At 41.2% G+C, this 17,037-nt stretch carries 13 protein-coding genes; 12 read left to right on the top strand and 1 reads right to left on the bottom strand.

Annotated elements, in window-relative coordinates; genetic code table 11:
- Positions 1-83: 83 nt before the first annotated feature.
- On the bottom strand, positions 84-1,454 hold the full coding sequence (locus AC1EK3_RS01710) for a DUF349 domain-containing protein (RefSeq protein WP_480033450.1): 1,371 nt from the start codon (positions 1,452-1,454) through the stop codon (positions 84-86).
- A gap of 96 nt (positions 1,455-1,550) precedes the next feature.
- On the opposite strand from AC1EK3_RS01710, the gene hisS reads away from it, so the two are divergent.
- The 12 genes from hisS (at position 1,551) to AC1EK3_RS01650 (ending at position 16,520) form a co-directional block, all read left to right on the top strand.
- The gene (gene hisS / locus AC1EK3_RS01705) at positions 1,551-2,951 is read left to right on the top strand and encodes a histidine--tRNA ligase (RefSeq protein WP_480033488.1); all 1,401 of its coding nucleotides are present in this window, start codon (positions 1,551-1,553) and stop codon (positions 2,949-2,951) included.
- 91 nt (positions 2,952-3,042) lie between these two features.
- Positions 3,043-4,839: an aspartate--tRNA ligase gene (gene aspS / locus AC1EK3_RS01700; protein WP_480033451.1), complete on the top strand. Its 1,797-nt coding sequence runs from the start codon at positions 3,043-3,045 to the stop codon at positions 4,837-4,839.
- 189 nt (positions 4,840-5,028) lie between these two features.
- Positions 5,029-5,799 (top strand): amino acid ABC transporter ATP-binding protein, encoded by a 771-nt coding sequence (locus AC1EK3_RS01695; protein ID WP_119526809.1) that lies wholly within the window; start codon positions 5,029-5,031, stop codon positions 5,797-5,799.
- 69 nt (positions 5,800-5,868) lie between these two features.
- Positions 5,869-6,702, top strand: a complete 834-nt coding sequence (locus AC1EK3_RS01690; protein ID WP_480033489.1) for a glutamate ABC transporter substrate-binding protein — start codon at positions 5,869-5,871, stop codon at positions 6,700-6,702.
- A 1-nt stretch (position 6,703) separates the two neighbouring features.
- Positions 6,704-7,381 (top strand): ABC transporter permease subunit, encoded by a 678-nt coding sequence (locus tag AC1EK3_RS01685; protein WP_480033452.1) that lies wholly within the window; start codon positions 6,704-6,706, stop codon positions 7,379-7,381.
- Positions 7,382-7,386: 5 nt separating this feature from the next.
- Positions 7,387-8,472, top strand: a complete 1,086-nt coding sequence (locus AC1EK3_RS01680; protein WP_480033453.1) for an amino acid ABC transporter permease — start codon at positions 7,387-7,389, stop codon at positions 8,470-8,472.
- Between the two features lie 207 nt (positions 8,473-8,679).
- Positions 8,680-10,119, top strand: a complete 1,440-nt coding sequence (locus AC1EK3_RS01675) for a UTP--glucose-1-phosphate uridylyltransferase (protein ID WP_480033454.1) — start codon at positions 8,680-8,682, stop codon at positions 10,117-10,119.
- A 292-nt stretch (positions 10,120-10,411) separates the two neighbouring features.
- Positions 10,412-12,331 carry a helix-turn-helix transcriptional regulator gene (locus AC1EK3_RS01670; protein WP_480033455.1) on the top strand — a complete coding sequence of 640 codons (1,920 nt, stop codon included), beginning with the start codon at positions 10,412-10,414 and terminating at the stop codon, positions 12,329-12,331.
- Positions 12,332-12,333: 2 nt separating this feature from the next.
- Positions 12,334-12,675, top strand: a complete 342-nt coding sequence (locus tag AC1EK3_RS01665; protein ID WP_480033456.1) for a hypothetical protein — start codon at positions 12,334-12,336, stop codon at positions 12,673-12,675.
- Between the two features lie 27 nt (positions 12,676-12,702).
- On the top strand, positions 12,703-15,336 hold the full coding sequence (locus tag AC1EK3_RS01660) for a DEAD/DEAH box helicase (protein WP_480033457.1): 2,634 nt from the start codon (positions 12,703-12,705) through the stop codon (positions 15,334-15,336).
- A 109-nt stretch (positions 15,337-15,445) separates the two neighbouring features.
- Complete coding sequence (locus AC1EK3_RS01655; protein ID WP_119487198.1) at positions 15,446-15,793, top strand: RNA polymerase-binding protein RbpA; 348 nt, start codon at positions 15,446-15,448, stop codon at positions 15,791-15,793.
- Positions 15,786-16,520, top strand: a complete 735-nt coding sequence (locus AC1EK3_RS01650) for an HAD hydrolase-like protein (RefSeq protein ID WP_480033458.1) — start codon at positions 15,786-15,788, stop codon at positions 16,518-16,520. The genes AC1EK3_RS01655 and AC1EK3_RS01650 overlap by 8 nt, the downstream gene beginning before the upstream one ends.
- Positions 16,521-17,037: the final 517 nt, after the last annotated feature.

The raw sequence follows: 17,037 nt of genomic DNA, 5'->3' as shown, positions 1-17,037 counted from the left end.
AAAGCTTAAAATACAGCCGAAAAATAAGTATGGGGTTGCTTAAAATCAAGCGACCCCATACTTTTAGTTAGTTATAAAACTAATTATTTAACAGCGTTCAACCACTGCTCTTTAGTAGCCTTTTCAGCTTCCAACTTAGCTTTACGCTTATTATCGGTTTCCTTAGCAATAGCAGCGTTAAGCTCTTCTAGTTGTGCTTCCAACTGTAAAGCAAAACTGGACTTACGAGCGTTAGCTTCAGGATCAGCCTCACGCCAAGCAGCGTCTTCAACAGCCTTAATCTTTTTATCAACGTCGTTTAAGCGAGACTCAATACGACGCATATCTTCACGAGGAACGAAACCAATAGCATCCCATTCTTCCTGAATCTGAGACAAAGCCTTACGAGCTTTCTTAGCAGCTTCTTCATTTTCTACAGGCAACAAAGCCTCTGCTTTTACGAGCAAAGCTTCCTTCTTAGCAAGATTTTCGTGTTCTCCAGCATTAACCTTTTCACGGTCATTTTGACGAGCATGATAGAAAGCATCAGCAGCTTCGCGGAACTTAGCCCACAGAGCATCATCGTGCTGGCGACCAGCATTGCCAGCTTTCTTCCAACGATCCATTAAAGCATTGAACTTCATAGAAGTTTCACGCCAATCTTTTGAATCTTTTAAGCTTTCAGCTTCTGCAATAATAGCTTCCTTAAGCTGCTTAGCATTATTACGCACGTGCTCACGTTCTTTAACCCAAGAATTGCGAGCCTGAGAGAACGCAGAACGAGCCTTTGAAAAACGCTGCCACAAAGCATCGGCATCAGACTTATTCAAGTGAATAGTAGTACGCTGATGTTCCTGCCATTCGTCGAATAAAGCACGTAGCTTATCGTTTAATTCACGCCAGTTAGTAGATTCATTCATTTGCGCTACTAAAGATTCTGCACGTTCTACAATATTTGTACGCTCTTTCAAAGCTTTTTCCAGAGCTTCTTTTCGAGCTTTAGCGATTGCTTCCTTCTTTTCATTACCTTTTGCAGTCAATTCGGCGTGTCGCGCACGTAAAGCAGCAATATCACCTACGGCAGCAGGATTTTCCAATTCAGCTTTCAAAGTATTAAGCGTTTCGTCAATTTCTTTTGCTTTTACATTGGAAGCTTCTAAGCGCTTAGCAAAAAGATCAAGCTTAATCTTCAAATCAAGATAACGATGAATATAGAAAGTCAACGCTTCTTCAGGAGTGCCAGTGGAGTATTGACCAACCTCACGCTCAGCACCGTTTTCAGTAACGTAAACAGTGCCATTTTCATCAACACGACCAAAGGTTTTTGCGGCTTTAATATCCTCTTCACTATAAGAAATGGTTGGTGCTTGAGCAACAACACGAGTCTTATGCGCGAAGCTTGCTGGAGATGGAGCAACTGGCTTTGGCGCGGTAGTAGTTTTAGTAGTTTCTTCAGGTTTAGTCTGTTCGGTCACGGGACGACTCCTTACAGCAGATGCACGGTAACATTGTTACGAATAAGTATGACGGTAAGCCATGATTTTTCCGCAACACCACCTATTATAGTGGACATGGTACAAGGCTCATCAATATCGGGTTTCCCTGAATGGCTTCCTAGTGAACGCGCTGTTGAACAGCAAGTAATTGACACACTAAGAGAAGTGTTTGAACTCAACGGTTTTATTGGAATTGAAACGCGTGCAGTAGAACAGGGTTCAAGCTTATTAAAAAAAGGCGAAACCAGTAAAGAAATTTATTTATTATCGCGTTTACAAGAAGTTGGTCACGAATCCGACACTCCTGTAGAAGAACGCATTGGTTTACATTTCGATTTAACAGTTCCGCTCAGCCGTTACGTCGTTGAGCATACTGGTGATTTAACGTTCCCATTTAAGCGCTGGCAAATGCAAAAAGTTTGGCGAGGGGAGCGTCCACAAGAAGGTCGTTTCCGTGAGTTTGTACAAGCTGATATCGATGTCGTAGGAAATGGCGAATTACCTTCACACTACGAAGTTGAACTTCCACTTGTTATGGTTGAAGCTCTTGAGCGTTTACGTAAGTTCGGTCTTCCTAAGGCAACTGTTCATGCTAACAATCGAAAGCTTTCTGAAGGTTTTTATCGCGGTATTGGATTAAGCGATATCGAGGGAGTTCTTCGAGAAATCGATAAGCTAGACAAAATTGGCGCTGAAGAAGTATCTAAGCTTTTGGTAAAAGAATGCGGCGCTACGGCTTCTCAAGCTGCAGCATGTTTAGAATTAGCTGAACTTACTGCCGAAACAGGAGATGAGTTGAAGTCTCGTTTCGACGGATTATGCGATAAGCATAATATTTCTCGAAGTGATGATAACGAGTCTTACGTTTTAGCTTCTCAAGGTGTTGAAACTCTTGCGATGATTGTAGACGAAGCAGCACGTATTCGCCCAGGCGCTGTTGTTGCTGATTTGAAAATTGCTCGTGGACTTGACTACTATACTGGTTCTGTTTACGAAACTTTCCTTGACAACGCAGAATCTCTTGGTTCAATTTGCTCTGGCGGTCGTTACGATAATTTAGTTTCACAAGGCAAGAAGAAGTATCCAGGCGTAGGACTTTCAATCGGCATGTCTCGACTGCTTTCTTATATGCTTCACACTGCAGGAGCTACTGTTTCTCGAGTTTCTCCTGCTGCAGTACTTGTTGCAGTGTGGAATGAAGAAGATCGTCCTGCATGCAATGCTATTGCTAAAACTTTACGAGATCGAGGCATTGCAGCAGATGTTTCTCCTAGCGCAGCAAAGCTTGGTAAGCAAATAAAATATGCTGACAAGCTCGGCATTCCTTATGTGTGGTTCCCTGCTGATAGCACTGAATCAGAGTCATCTCACGATGAAGTAAAAAATATTATTACTGGCGAACAGGAAACCGCGGATGCCACGTCTTGGCAACCGGATACTGTTTATGCCCGGCAGACAGTTTCTTGCGCTAAATAATGTTCTTGCAAATTTGCTTGAATATTGAGCGCAAAATCATGTCAATAGAAACAAATGAATATATCAATTAGATTGTAGAGGAAGTGGACTTATGAGCCAGACGGCGTATCGCACACATCATGCCGTTGAAGTGACTGAAGAATTAGTCGGGCAAAAAGTAACCATCGCTGGTTGGGTTGATCGTCGCCGTGATCATGGTGGAGTCGCCTTTGTTGATGTCCGTGATAACACAGGCTTAGTGCAAGTTGTTATTTACGATGAAGAAACTGCACGACCATTGCGTAGTGAATTCGTTGTACAAGTGACCGGCGAAGTTCGCTTGCGTCCAGATGGCAACGAAAACGATCATTTAGCAACCGGTAAAATTGAGATTGTTGCTCAAACTGTTACTATTCTCGCAAAGTCAGACGCTTTGCCATTCCAGGTTTCAACAGCTTTGGAAAACGAGTCCGAGAACAAGCTTCCAAGCGAAGATGTTCGTTTGAAGTATCGCTACCTTGATTTGCGTCGCCCATCTATGCAACGCAATTTGAAGCTTCGCTCTGATATGGCTAAGGCTGCACGTCACGCTTTGGAAGATATGAACTTTACTGAAGTTGAAACACCAACTTTCATTAAGTCAACTCCTGAAGGCGCTCGCGACTTCGTTGTTCCAGCACGATTGGTTCCAGGCTCTTGGTACGCACTTCCACAGTCTCCTCAGCTTCTAAAGCAGTTGCTCATGGTTTCTGGCGTTGAACGCTACTATCAGCTTGCTCGCTGCTATCGCGACGAAGACTTCCGTGCAGATCGTCAGCCTGAGTTCACTCAGCTTGATATGGAAATGAGCTTTGCAAGCCAGGAAGATGTTATGGCTATGGCAGAGCGCGTTATTGCTGCTATTTGGAAGGAAGCCGGTCACGAGATTACTCTTCCTTTGCCTCGTATTACTTGGCAGGAAGCTATGGATAAGTATGGTTCCGATAAGCCAGATTTGCGTTTTGGAAACCCACTTATTGAGTTGACTGACTTCTTTAAGAACACTCCATTCCGCGTGTTCCAAGCTTCATACGTTGGAGCTGTGCTCTTTAAGGGCGGTGCGCAAACTCCTCGTCGTCAATTTGACGCTTGGCAGGATTGGGCTAAGCAGCGTGGAGCTAAGGGATTGGCTTACGTTGTATTTGGTGAAGATGGCGAGTTAAAGGGTCCTGTTGCTAAGAATCTTAACGAAGAAGAGCGTGCAGGTCTTAAGGAAGCTGTTGGAGCAGAAGATGGCGATGCAGTATTCTTCGCAGCAGGCTCCCGCGAGTCTTCGCAGCTTTTGCTCGGTGCTGTTCGTGTAGAGCTTGCTAGCCGCGCAGGATTGCTTCACCCAGATGAGTTTGCTTTCACTTGGGTTGTTGACTTCCCACTGTTCAAGCGCACTGATGATCCAGATGATGACGACGTTGCTGTTGGCCACTCAAAGTGGACTTCTATGCACCATCCATTCACAATGCCATCTGCTGATTGGATCGATAAGTTTGATAAAGATCCAGAGCACGCTATGAGCGATTCTTACGATATCGTGTGCAACGGTAACGAAATGGGCGGCGGATCCGTTCGTATTCACCGCGACGATATTCAAGATCGTGTGCTTAACGTTCTTGGAATCGATAAGGCTGAAGCTGACGAAAAGTTCGGCTTCTTGCTTGAAGCTTTCAAGTATGGTGCTCCACCTCACGCTGGTATTGCTTTGGGTTGGGATCGTACTGCTGCAATTTTGGCAGGCGCAAGCTCAATCCGCGACGTAATCGCATTCCCTAAGGCTGGCGGCGGCAGGGATCCTCTAACCGGTGCTCCTGCTCCAATTTCTGACGAGCAGCGTGCTGAAACTGGCGTTGATTACGATCCAGAAGAAGACGAGTAAATAAAAAATACTTGTAAAAAATGCTATTGATAAGCCGTTGATTGTTGATTTTATGATTACAATCAACGGCTTTTTTGTAACGTAAGAGTTACAAAACGTAACGATAGTGATAAATAACCGTAACACAGATTAGCTAAACTTCTTGTTATGGATAAGCAAATATCAAAGTCAAATCCAAACGCCGAGGATATGACTAATAGCACTGCTTCAGTGCGAAAAGCGGCAAATCCCCTCGTAGAACTAAGCCATGTCGAAAAGCATTATGGAAAACTTCATGTGCTTAAAGATATCAATCTTACTGTTAACAAAGGCGAAGTACTAGTTATTATCGGTCCATCTGGTTCTGGTAAATCAACAATGTGTCGCACAATTAACCGTCTCGAAACTATCGATTCAGGTGACATACGTATTGATGGTGAGCCACTTCCTCAAGAAGGAAAAGAACTTGCAGCTTTGCGAGCAGAAGTTGGAATGGTATTCCAGTCCTTTAATCTTTTTGCAAACAAAACGATTCTTGAAAACGTCACTCTTGCACCAATGAAAGTTCGTCACATGGATCAGCAAAGCGCTGAAACTCTTGCCATGGAATTACTTACTAGAGTTGGCGTAGATAATCAGGCTAATAAAATGCCTTCACAACTTTCAGGCGGACAGCAGCAGCGCGTAGCAATCGCTCGAGCTCTTGCTATGCAGCCAAAAGTTATGCTTTTTGACGAACCAACTTCCGCACTCGATCCAGAAATGGTTAACGAAGTACTGGATGTTATGGTTGAGCTTGCAAAAGAAGGCATGACAATGATTTGTGTTACGCACGAAATGGGCTTTGCTCGTAAAGCTGCTGACAGAATTGTGTTTATGGCCGATGGTCAAATCCTCGAACAGGGCACTCCAGAAGAATTCTTCGAGCATCCAAAAACTGATCGAGCAAAAGATTTCCTTTCCAAGATTCTTACGCACTAATAGCGATTTTCATTTTTTAGCTATTACTGCTGAAACTATGAAAAAACAGTTCTTATGAAGGGAAAAGATATGAAAATATTACATAATCGCATTTTTCGTGCGATATTAGCAGTACTTTGTACAGTTTGCTGCGTTATGCCTCTTACAGCATGCGACCGCAGCGACGGTAAAAAAGTAATACGAATTGGCATTAAGTTTGATCAGCCTGGCTTGGGCTTCAAAAAAGCCGGAACTTACGTTGGTTTCGACGTTGATGTTGCTAAGTATGTTGCCAAAAAGCTTGGTTATTCAGAAGATCAAATCGTATGGAAAGAATCACCATCTAAGCAGCGAGAAACAATGCTTCAAAACGGTGACGTCGATATGATTGTAGCAACATATTCGATTACGGACGCTCGTAAGAATATCGTATCTTTTGCAGGTCCATATTTTGTTGCTGGTCAAGATTTATTAGTTCGTAAAGGTGAGCATAAAGTAAATGGTCCAAACGATTTGGATGGAAAGCGTTTATGCTCAGTTTCCGGTTCAACATCTGCAATTGCTATTAAAGAGAAGTTCTCTTCAAAAGTGCAACTTATGCAACAGCCAGGTTATGCTGAGTGCGCAACTGCACTATTCTCAGGCATTGTGGATGCTGTTACTACAGACGACATTATTCTCGCAGGTTTAGCAACTGCGTCTCGCGGTCGCTTAAAGCTTGTTAGCAAACCATTTACCGCAGAATATTACGGAATTGGTATCAAAAAAGGCAACACTCGCTTGGCAAAACGAATCAACGCAGCATTAAAAGACATGATGCGTAATGGTTCGTGGAAGAGAGCACTGGACGATAATTTGCGCGGAACTGGTTTTAAGCCAAACGCAAAGTATAATCCGCCAATTCCTCAAGAGGGGGAGAACTAACATGCAAGATTTCGTGCAACTCTTTAGTGAATACAATATTCCAGGAGCTTTCTTGGTTAATATTGAAATCACATTATGGAGTATACTTTTTTCCACAATTATTGGCGTAATTCTTGTTACTATGCGCATTTGCCCAGTTGCATCCTTACGCATGGTGGCAACCGCTTACGTTGAGCTGTTTAAAAACATGCCACTTACCATCATTATGGTTTTCATGGTTTTAGGCGTTTACGCTCAGCTTAAACTCGGATTCTCATCAATTTTTGAAGTGAATTTCTTCTGGCTGGCAGTTGCTGGATTGTCGCTTTATACTTCAGCATTTGTTTGCGAATCTTTGAGATCTGGTCTTAATACCGTGCCTGTTGGCCAAGCAGAAGCTTGCCGCGCTCTTGGATTAAATTTCTTCCAATCTGCAACACAAGTGATTCTCCCACAAACTTTCTGCGGTTCAGTAGCACCATTAGGTAATACATTTATTGCTTTGCTTAAGAATTCTACAGTTGCTGCTGCAGCATCAGTTGCCACAGAGACTTCAACAATGATGAGCGAAATGATTGAGAAACATGCAGATTTGATTGTTCCAATCTTCTTAATATTCGCTTTGGGATACATCATTCTCATTATTCCTATTGGCATTTTGACAACATACTTGTCTAACAAGCTTGCTGTAAGAAGGTGATAGCGATGACTAAAAAACGTGAACAATCATTATTATTTGATGCTCCAGGTCCAAAAGCACTTAGAAAGATTCGCATTGCAAATATTATTGCAGGATTCCTTTTTGCTGTTGCAGTTGTTGCTATTTTGATGCGTTTAAGCAATCCTCCTGAGGGCGAAAACCAGCTTTCTTGGGCATTGTGGAATCCAGCATTAGAGTCTGAAGCTTGGATTGATTTTTACTTACCAGGCTTATGGATGACTTTGAAAGCGTCTTTGCTTGCAGTAGTCGGCTCTATTGTTTTTGGCTTATTATTCGGATTATTCCGTTTGCTTCCGAATTTCCTTATTCGTAGTATTTCCGCAATAGTAGTAGAGTTTTGCCGCGCAGTACCAGTATTAATGCTTATGATTTTCTTGTGGAGAGCTTTTGCACTTTCCGGCATGAAAGAAGCATCATACTGGGCTGTAGTTTTGGCACTGATTATGTACAACGGTTCCGTTGTAGCAGAATTAGTGCGATCCGGCGTTGGTAATTTGCCAAATGGCCAGCGTGAAGCTTCGTTAGCATTAGGCTTAAGCGAGTATCAGTCTCTTACTCAAATCGAAATGCCGCAGGCTATTATTGCTATGATGCCTGCAGCAGTAACTCAGCTTGTAGTTGTTTTGAAGGATACTGCACTTGGTTCAATTATTATGTACACTGATTTGCTTCAAGAATCACGCCGACTTGGATCAATGTACTTTAATATTTTGCAAACATTAAGCGTTGCAGCAGTAATATATTTCCTTATTTGCTTGGCATTGTCTTGGTTTGCACAATGGTTGCCATCGCACTTGAAGAATCGAACTGCCGCTCCAACAGAACCAGATCCTGTTGCTCCAATTGCTATTATGGATCCTTCTAATGTGAACCAAATGGCAGTTGCTAACGAAGTTAAAGAGCTTCCTTATGGCGGTACTCCACGTAAGTATCACGTACATCATCGCGGTACGAACGCTTCTATTCACCATTGGCGTCACACTCGTTACTTGCAAGGCTATGACGAGCATCATCTAAAAACTGGCGATGAACCAGAAGAAAATGATGACAACAATGCAGAAAATAACTAAATTTCATATTTAGTAGTATTTAGTAGCAAATTTCTCATAAGCGCAGTCAGTATTTATTATTGGCTGCGCTTATTATTTTCTAACTTGCACTTTCTACTTTGGTAGAATCATAATAGTATTTCAAAATAACAGTTAAAAGCAATATTTGCGCAGCGACGCACAAATCGCTAAACTATTAAGGTCACATGCATATGAGGAGGCTTTTACATGGATGACGCGTTTGAGTTGTCCGCTGCAAAGATGCGCGAACAAAGCATGAGCGAAATTGCTATTGAACAATTTAAACACTTATATAATGCTTGGAATTTAGATAAATCAGGGGATAAGCCTGCAGAGTTTATTCGCGAGAGCACGGTTGAGCCTATTAAAAGCGTTCCAACTTTCCACGAAATTTACGAAACTATTGATCACGACAAAGCTGTTAACGCATTTGCAAAAACTGCTTTTATTAAATTAAATGGCGGTTTGGGAACATCTATGGGCTTGTCTTGCGCAAAATCTTTACTACCAGTTCGTAGACATAAAGCTCGCCAAATGCGCTTTATTGATATTATTATTGGACAAGTTCTTACAGCTCGTCAGCGATTAGGAGTTAATCTTCCGCTTATTTTCATGAACTCTTTCCGCACATCTCACGATACTTTGCAAGTACTAAAGCGCAATCGCAAGTTTGTGCAAGACAATATTCCTGTAGAAATTATTCAACATCAAGAACCGAAATTAGTAGAAGAAACTGGAGAACCTGTTTCTCACAAAGAAGATCAATCTCTTGAATGGTGCCCTCCAGGTCACGGCGATATTTTCTCAACTCTGTGGGAATCTGATTTATTGCATACTCTTAAAGAAAATGGAATTGAGTATTTGTTTATTTCAAATTCTGACAATTTAGGTGCTAGACCGTCGCGCACTCTTGCCCAACATTTTGAAAATACTGGCGCACCTATCATGATTGAGGTTGCAAAGCGAACGCAAGCAGATCGTAAGGGCGGTCACATTGTTAGGGACGCGCAAACAGGAAGACTAATGCTACGAGAAATGACACAAGTTCATCCTGAGGATCGTAGAAGCGCACAAAGCATTAAAAAACATCCATACTTCAATACAAATAATATTTGGGTTCGTGTAGATGCTCTAGAAAAAAAGTTAAAAGAGCACAAAGGAATTTTGCCTTTGCCTGTTATTTTTAATCGCAAAACTGTTGACCCAACTGACGAAAGCAGCACACCAGTAGTGCAATTAGAAACAGCAATGGGCGCAATAGCTTCACTTTTTGATGACGCAATTTGCGTAGAAGTTGATCGCATGCGTTTCTTGCCTGTTAAAACAACCAACGACTTATTTATTATGCGATCAGATAGATTCCATCTTACTGATTCATATGAAATGGAAGATGGTAACTATATATTTCCTGATATTGATTTGGATCCACGTTATTACAAAAACATCAATGATTTCAACGAAAGATTCCCATATTCTGTTCCAGCTTTAGCTGCTGCAAAATCAGTAACTATTAGGGGGGATTGGACATTTGGAAATCAAGTTTCAATGTTTGCTGACGCTGTTTTAGAAGATACAGGAGAACCAAGTTATGTGCCGAACGGAGAATTCGTTGGACCGCAAGGAATTGAACCAGACTCTTGGGTTTAAAGCAGATTTCTTGCAAATATGCGATTTTTATTGATAGTAAATAAAATTATCTATAAAAAGGTTATATGGCGTGTCGCGAAAAAATGGCGTATTTTCAACGTTGTTGATGTTCGTGTGAATAAAAAATATATAATTATTAGAAGTTTTTTAAAAAATGTCCACACGTACCGCAAAACACCATTAAAATAGAAAAGGTGTGCGCAATATTGCAACACAAGTTTTGCTGCATTTCGTAGTCACTTGTACGCAAAGCGCATAAGTAAATTGATACAAACATGATACGTGAGGACTAATGGTAGAAGGAAGCAACGGAAGGCGACGTTTTTCCGACAAATGGGGCAAACACGAGTTAGATGTACTCGCTGTATTGTCTTCCGCATTCCCGCAATGGCTGACTTCGCGTCAAATTGCACAGCGCGTAAAGGCATATGCAGATTCATACGGTGAGCTTGCAGATCAAGCAGCTAAAGCAGCATTCGCAAAACAATTCCAGCGAGATCGCGCAAAGCTTGCTGCTATGGGTATTGCAATCGAATCTAGGCAGCCAGAGTATTCTTCAAAGTCTGAAGGTCAAGACTTTGCGTCTTATCGTTTGCAATTAGGCGATGAGCCTCGCGTACGTTTACGTTTCGACCAATCTGAATTACCAGTTTTAGCTGCAGCAAATTATCTTGCTCGTTCAATGTCTATTTCTTCTCTTGATTCAGGTCAACACGAGCAACAGCGCACTTCTCGCACTGCTCCTAGAGTTCCACAAACTCCTATTCCTGGCTTAGGCTTAGATTCAATCGCACCTGGTCTTGGAACACAAATGCTACCTGATTCATTGGTAAAAGTTATTGATTCTCGCAGATTTGCAGCAACTGTGGATGTCGATGGCGAACATTTAAACGTTGCTTATACTGATGCTGACGACTTAGCGATGTTTGTGCTAGAACATCCTGGTTCTAGCGTAGTAAGCCCTCAAGAAGCAGTGGATGCTTTCCATCGCCGTTTGCACGCAGCAGTTAATTTTGCTCAATGTGACGAAAATGAGCAAAAAGATGAAGAAGATGCTATACAAGAAGCGCAAAATATTGAAGAACAAAATAGCGACACTGATAAATCGCATACCAAAAAAGGCTCTTCATTCCAAACTGGAAGTGAAGTAGATCGTAGGCTTCGATTGATGCTTTTCTTGTCTGCTCATCTTGGAGAGGAATTCCCATTAGACGAGCTTGCTGAGCGTTTTATTGGTAGACCAAAAAGCGATGATGAACTTCGTCGATTTGTTACAATTCTTCACAAGGATATAAATACTCTTACTACTGTTTCTGACGATGGAGAAATGGCCGGAAGCCAATTCTTTGATATAGATTGGACTCTTCTTGAGAACGATGGAATTGTTTCTGCTACTAACTCTTTAGGATTGGAAAGACTTGCTGGAATTTCACAGCAATATTTGAGCATGCTTACTGCGTCTGCTAATTATTTGGCACATTCCTTGCTTTTGCCTATTGAACAGCGCACACAAGCTGAATCCTTGTATAAACGTCTTCGCCGCCATGTTCTTCCTGGTCAAACTCCATGGCTGAGTTTAACAGGTTACGAAATTGAGCCTCGAAATTGTTCTATTGTTCGCAGTGCTATTAACTCTGGATCTTTGCTAGATATGGAATACACTGACGGGGCAGGACGTATTCGTCGCAAGATCGTTGCACCGTCGAAGATTTACGTTGATGAAGGTGTTTACTATGTTGCAGTATGGACTGATGTAGAGCAGCAAACACCAGAAGATAAACGTGAATTTGTTGCTAAAGATACGACAATTAATAAAGCGAATGGATTGCCTCGAATTTGGCAAGTTCTTCGCGTAGCACGTATTGAACGTGCAGAAGTTGTAGAGCCTGTATCTCAAGTTGAAATTCCAGATGTGCCAGTTAGTGAACTTCGCAAGTGGAGCTTTGATAACGGAACTGAAACTTGCTTCATTACCGATGAAACAGAATTGAACTTTTTGAAGAATCTTTCTGGAGCCACTATGGAAACTTGTGGCAGCGGAGTAAAAGTCCATCTTACTGTTTCTTCTGATTCATGGTTCGTTGCTTTTTGCATTGCTCACGCACGTCATATTACAGCTGTTGCTCCTGAAACATTGCGTAGTATGATTATTGCTCGCGCTCAACGTGAATTAAGCGTTAATCACGCTGATAATGAGAATACAGAGGAATAACAATGCCTTGGTGGATTTGGCTACTCATAACAGTTTTTATGCTGCTCATGGTAGCGCTAGGAGTTGTTATTGTCGTTTTAAGCGCAATAAAAATAGCTAGAGTATGCTTTGGTATTTCCGAAGATGTTTCTTCTAGATTTGAACGTTTGCATGAACCAAATAAAGAAGATAATGAAAATCCTCGAGATCCATTATTTACGCTTCCTATTAAAGATGCAATGAATCGATACGAGCGAACGCACACAAAAGTTATTGAGCGTCATCAAAAAATTCGCGAAAATCACCGTAAAATATGGCAGCATTGGGATAAAAAATCTCTTCGCGAAGAAGACATTCAGCTATAGCATATAAGAAAGCGACTAATACTTTTTATGTCTCATTTATCACATAAAAAAGACTGCAAAAATAAATCAAGCAATCCAACTGACTGCAATGAGAATGATGTAGTATTATCTCCTTCACAACGTTTCGCAGCTTTTAAAAATACAATGAAGCACGAGCGCTCGATGGCATCTAAATTTGAGCGTTCTTTGTCTTTTGAACTTGATGATTTTCAACTTGAGGCTATTGATGCACTAGAAAATGGCAATAATGTTTTAGTTGCTGCTCCTACTGGAGCTGGTAAAACTGTTGTTGCGGATTTTGCTGTATTTCTTGCGCAAAATCGCAATGTAAAAGCTTTTTACACAACGCCTATTAAAGCTTTAAGTAATCAAAAATATCACGATTTCTGCGAACTGTACGGCTCAGACAGAGTAGGGTTATTAACTGGCGATACTTCTGTAAATCCTGAAGCAGACATTGTTGTAATGACTACTGAAGTTTTAAGAAATATGCTTTACGAGCATTCGATTACGTTGCAATCTTTAGGTTTTGTCGTTCTTGACGAAATTCATTATCTTGCAGATAAATTCCGCGGAGCTGTGTGGGAAGAAGTTATTATTCACCTTCCAAAATCGGTGAAAATTATTGGGTTGTCTGCAACTGTTTCAAATGTTGAAGATTTTTCTGCATGGCTAGAATCAGTGCGTGGAGAAACTCATTTAGTTGTCGACGAACACAGACCTGTACCTTTAGAAAGACATGTTGTTATTCAAGAGGATTCTGCAACTGAGCCTGAGTTACTCGATTTATACGACCATGACAATAACGGAAACGTAACTAAGCGCGTTAACCCTGCATTGACTAGAAAACTTAATGAATTTGAGTACCGAGCTCGTCGCCGTAAAGAATCTTACAGCGACAGCAAATACCGTTACAGAAAAGGTAAGAAGCACAGTGTTAACGGGGGAGTTGCACAGTTAGATAAATGCGCGAAACGACATACTCCTCGACGCTGGGCTGTTATTGACGAGTTAGATTACCTAGGAATGCTGCCAGGAATTTATTTTATATTCTCTCGTTCCGGATGCGATCAAGCTGTTCAACAATGTTTAAACGCAGGATTAATACTTACTTCTGATGAAGAAATGTACGAAATACGTAAGATTGTCGACAGTATGGTTGCAAATCAACTTTCTAAAGAAGATTTACACGCTTTAAGCTTTGAACGTTTTCGTTTTGCTCTCGAACAAGGATTTGCAGCACATCATGCCGGTATGATTGCGTTATTCCGTCACATTGTTGAAACACTATTTGAACGCGGACTTATTAAAGTTGTTTTTGCAACAGAAACACTTGCTTTAGGCTTAAATATGCCAGCTCGAAGCGTTGTTGTAGAAAAGCTAGTAAAATTTGACGGCACTGGGCATGTACCTCTTACGCCTGGAGAATTTACGCAACTTACAGGTCGTGCTGGAAGACGTGGAATTGATGATATTGGTTACGCAATTCTTGTAGATCATGCTGATTTCGTTCCTCAACAAGCTGCAGCACTTTCTAGTAAACGCGTATACCCACTACATTCCAGCTTTGTTCCTACGTTTAATATGGCAGTTAATTTGCTGAACTCAAGCGATGCAGATACTGCTCGAACAACACTAGATCGTTCTTTTGCTCAATGGGAAGCTAATGCTTCTGCTGAACGTTTACATAATCGCATGAACGAACTTGAAACAGCTCTTAAAGGCTATGAAGAAGCATTCCACTGCGAACATGGGGATTTTGCTGAATTCTTACAATTACGTATGAAGCTTAAAGAAGCTCAACACGATCAACGCCGTAAACTTAAACATACTTTATTCCACACAGATGCAGAACGCACAGCAGCATTTAAAGCGCTGGATGATGTTATTGCAAATCTTAGAGAAGCTGAGCGAACGCATCCGTGTGCAGGTTGTGCAGATATTCAACAACATTTGCGTTGGGGCTACCATTGGATTAGAGAACATAAGGAACTTGATCAAGTACGTGAACGCTACGAATTTCGTACTGGTTCTGTTGCTAGAACTTTTGACCATATTTGTGACGTATTGTACAGTTTGGATTATTTACAATCTGAAGATTCTTCACAAAACCAAATTTTGCACCTTACTGAGCGCGGTCAATTGTTAAGAAGGTTGTATAACGAACTAGACATTGTATTTGCTGAAGCCATTTGCGAAGGAATTTTTAATAATCTTTCACCGCTTGAATTATTATCGTGCTTGTCTGCATTAGTTTATGAATCTAGAGGACCTGCAGGGGGAGAACCTAGACGATATCCAGGCGGCAAGGATGGCGCAATATTTAATACAGTATTGCGAATGAAAGAATTATTTATGCGTACTAGCGCATTATGCGCAGACGCTCATTTGCCAGCGTTAAGACCGCTTGAATTTGGTGCTGTAGATATTATGTATGATTGGGCTAATGGTGCTGATCTAGCTGAAATTTTGCGCAATACCGACAGCACTGGAGGAGATTTCGTGCGTCAAGCTAAACGTCTTATTGATTTACTTACTCAACTTTTCGCAGCAGGAGAGTATTTACAATCTATAGATGGCGTAGATAAAAATCTTGCTTCGTGCGCTTATGAAGCTGCAAAACTATTAAACCGTGGAGTTGTTGCATACTCAGATGTATAAGTATGAGCATATACAAATAAAACGCATGTATTTTGTATATATAAATCGTTTTTATATATATAGTCCGTGCAATTCGGTAATTTTATAAAGTACTACACAAGGAGATACTATGGCAGAACGCAGTTTACGCGGTATGAGCATTGGTGCGAAATCATTAGAATCTGACGATAATGTAGATTTCGCGGCACGAAATGATGTTGTGTATGTGTGTCCAAAGGGACATCGCACGATTCTTCCTTTTGCTCAAGGCGCAGAAATTCCTGAAGAGTGGGAATGCCGCTGCGGCACGATTGCACATCGCGAAGGCGAAGATGATCGCCCAGATGATGATTTCAACAAGCCGTCTAGGACGCATTGGGATATGCTGCTTGAACGTCGTAGTGAAGAAGAATTAAAAACTTTACTAGACAAGCGTCTAAAAATGCATCATGAGGGCTGGATTCCTGACTATGAGTGAATTCTCAGTGCCTTCAGGATGCACTGGTCGTCGCATTATTCTGCTTGATCTTGATGGCACATTAACAAAGTCAGATGCTGGCATTATTACTTGCGCAAAACTTGCATTGAAAGAATTGAAACAGCCTATTCCGGACGATGCTGAAATGCATCGTTTTATAGGTCCTTCAATTTTAGAATCTCTTCAACGCAATAATGTGCCTGAATCGCTGCTAGCAAAGGGACTTGCTACGTATCGCAAGTATTATTCTGAAGTAGCAACTTTTGACGATCCTAATAATCCTGGTAAAAAAATTCCAGGATGCCTACTTAACAAAGTATACGATGGAATACTTGAGCAACTCACAAAACTTCGTGAAGCTGGATATTATTTAGCAACCGCATCTTGCAAGCCAGAATATCAAGTAAAACCTATTTGCGATTATTTTGGTTTGACGAAGTATCTTGACGGAATTTATGGCGCTAGCAAAGATATGTCGCGCATTAGCAAAACTCAAGTTATTCGTTATGTTTTTGATGAGATTGATTACAATCCAGAAAAAGGCGACAGAGCTTTGATGGTTGGCGACCGCTGGACTGATGCTGACGGAGCAAAAGATTGCGGCTTGGATTGCTTGGGATGCGCTTGGGGCTATGCTGAGCCTGGCGAGCTTGAAGCACACGGATCTTACAGAATTATTGATAGCGTAAGCGAATTAAGCACTGCAATTTGCGAATATTTCGCTTAATCTAACGTGCACAGTTTCTGTCGTTTTTTAACTATATTACGGCTTTTTCTTTACAGCGCTGTAAAGTTTCGGTCGTTTTTTGTCGAGAAAACGACAGTTTCTTTACATGCGTGCACAGTTTCTGTCGGTTGAGCTTATTATTTGACTAAATTTACTTGATATTTATCCGATAATGTACGTTATGTCAAATTATAGATAATAATCAAACACAACCAACAAAATCTCACACTACTATCAAATAATATCCCTACGATACTTCTTGCTAAATAATCTAAGACTTGCAGCTTCTGTACGCACAAAATAGCATTACAAAAATATTGATAAAAATAAGCGCGATAATAATCACATATGACGCAATCAGCGTTGATTTAATTAATAACCAATAATCATCGCGAACAAATCCAAAATCGCGAACAATATGCAAAAGCATGTACGCAAGCATTGCGCAAGGAAGCCCACAACAATGTGTAATAACAATACTCCAAGGCATTAAACCAATAGAATTTCTCTTATTACT

This window comes from Gardnerella sp. C0026F2 (assembly GCF_056590715.1).
Note: the sequence above shows the minus strand (reverse complement) of the source record. Positions and strands in the feature narration are given on the sequence as shown.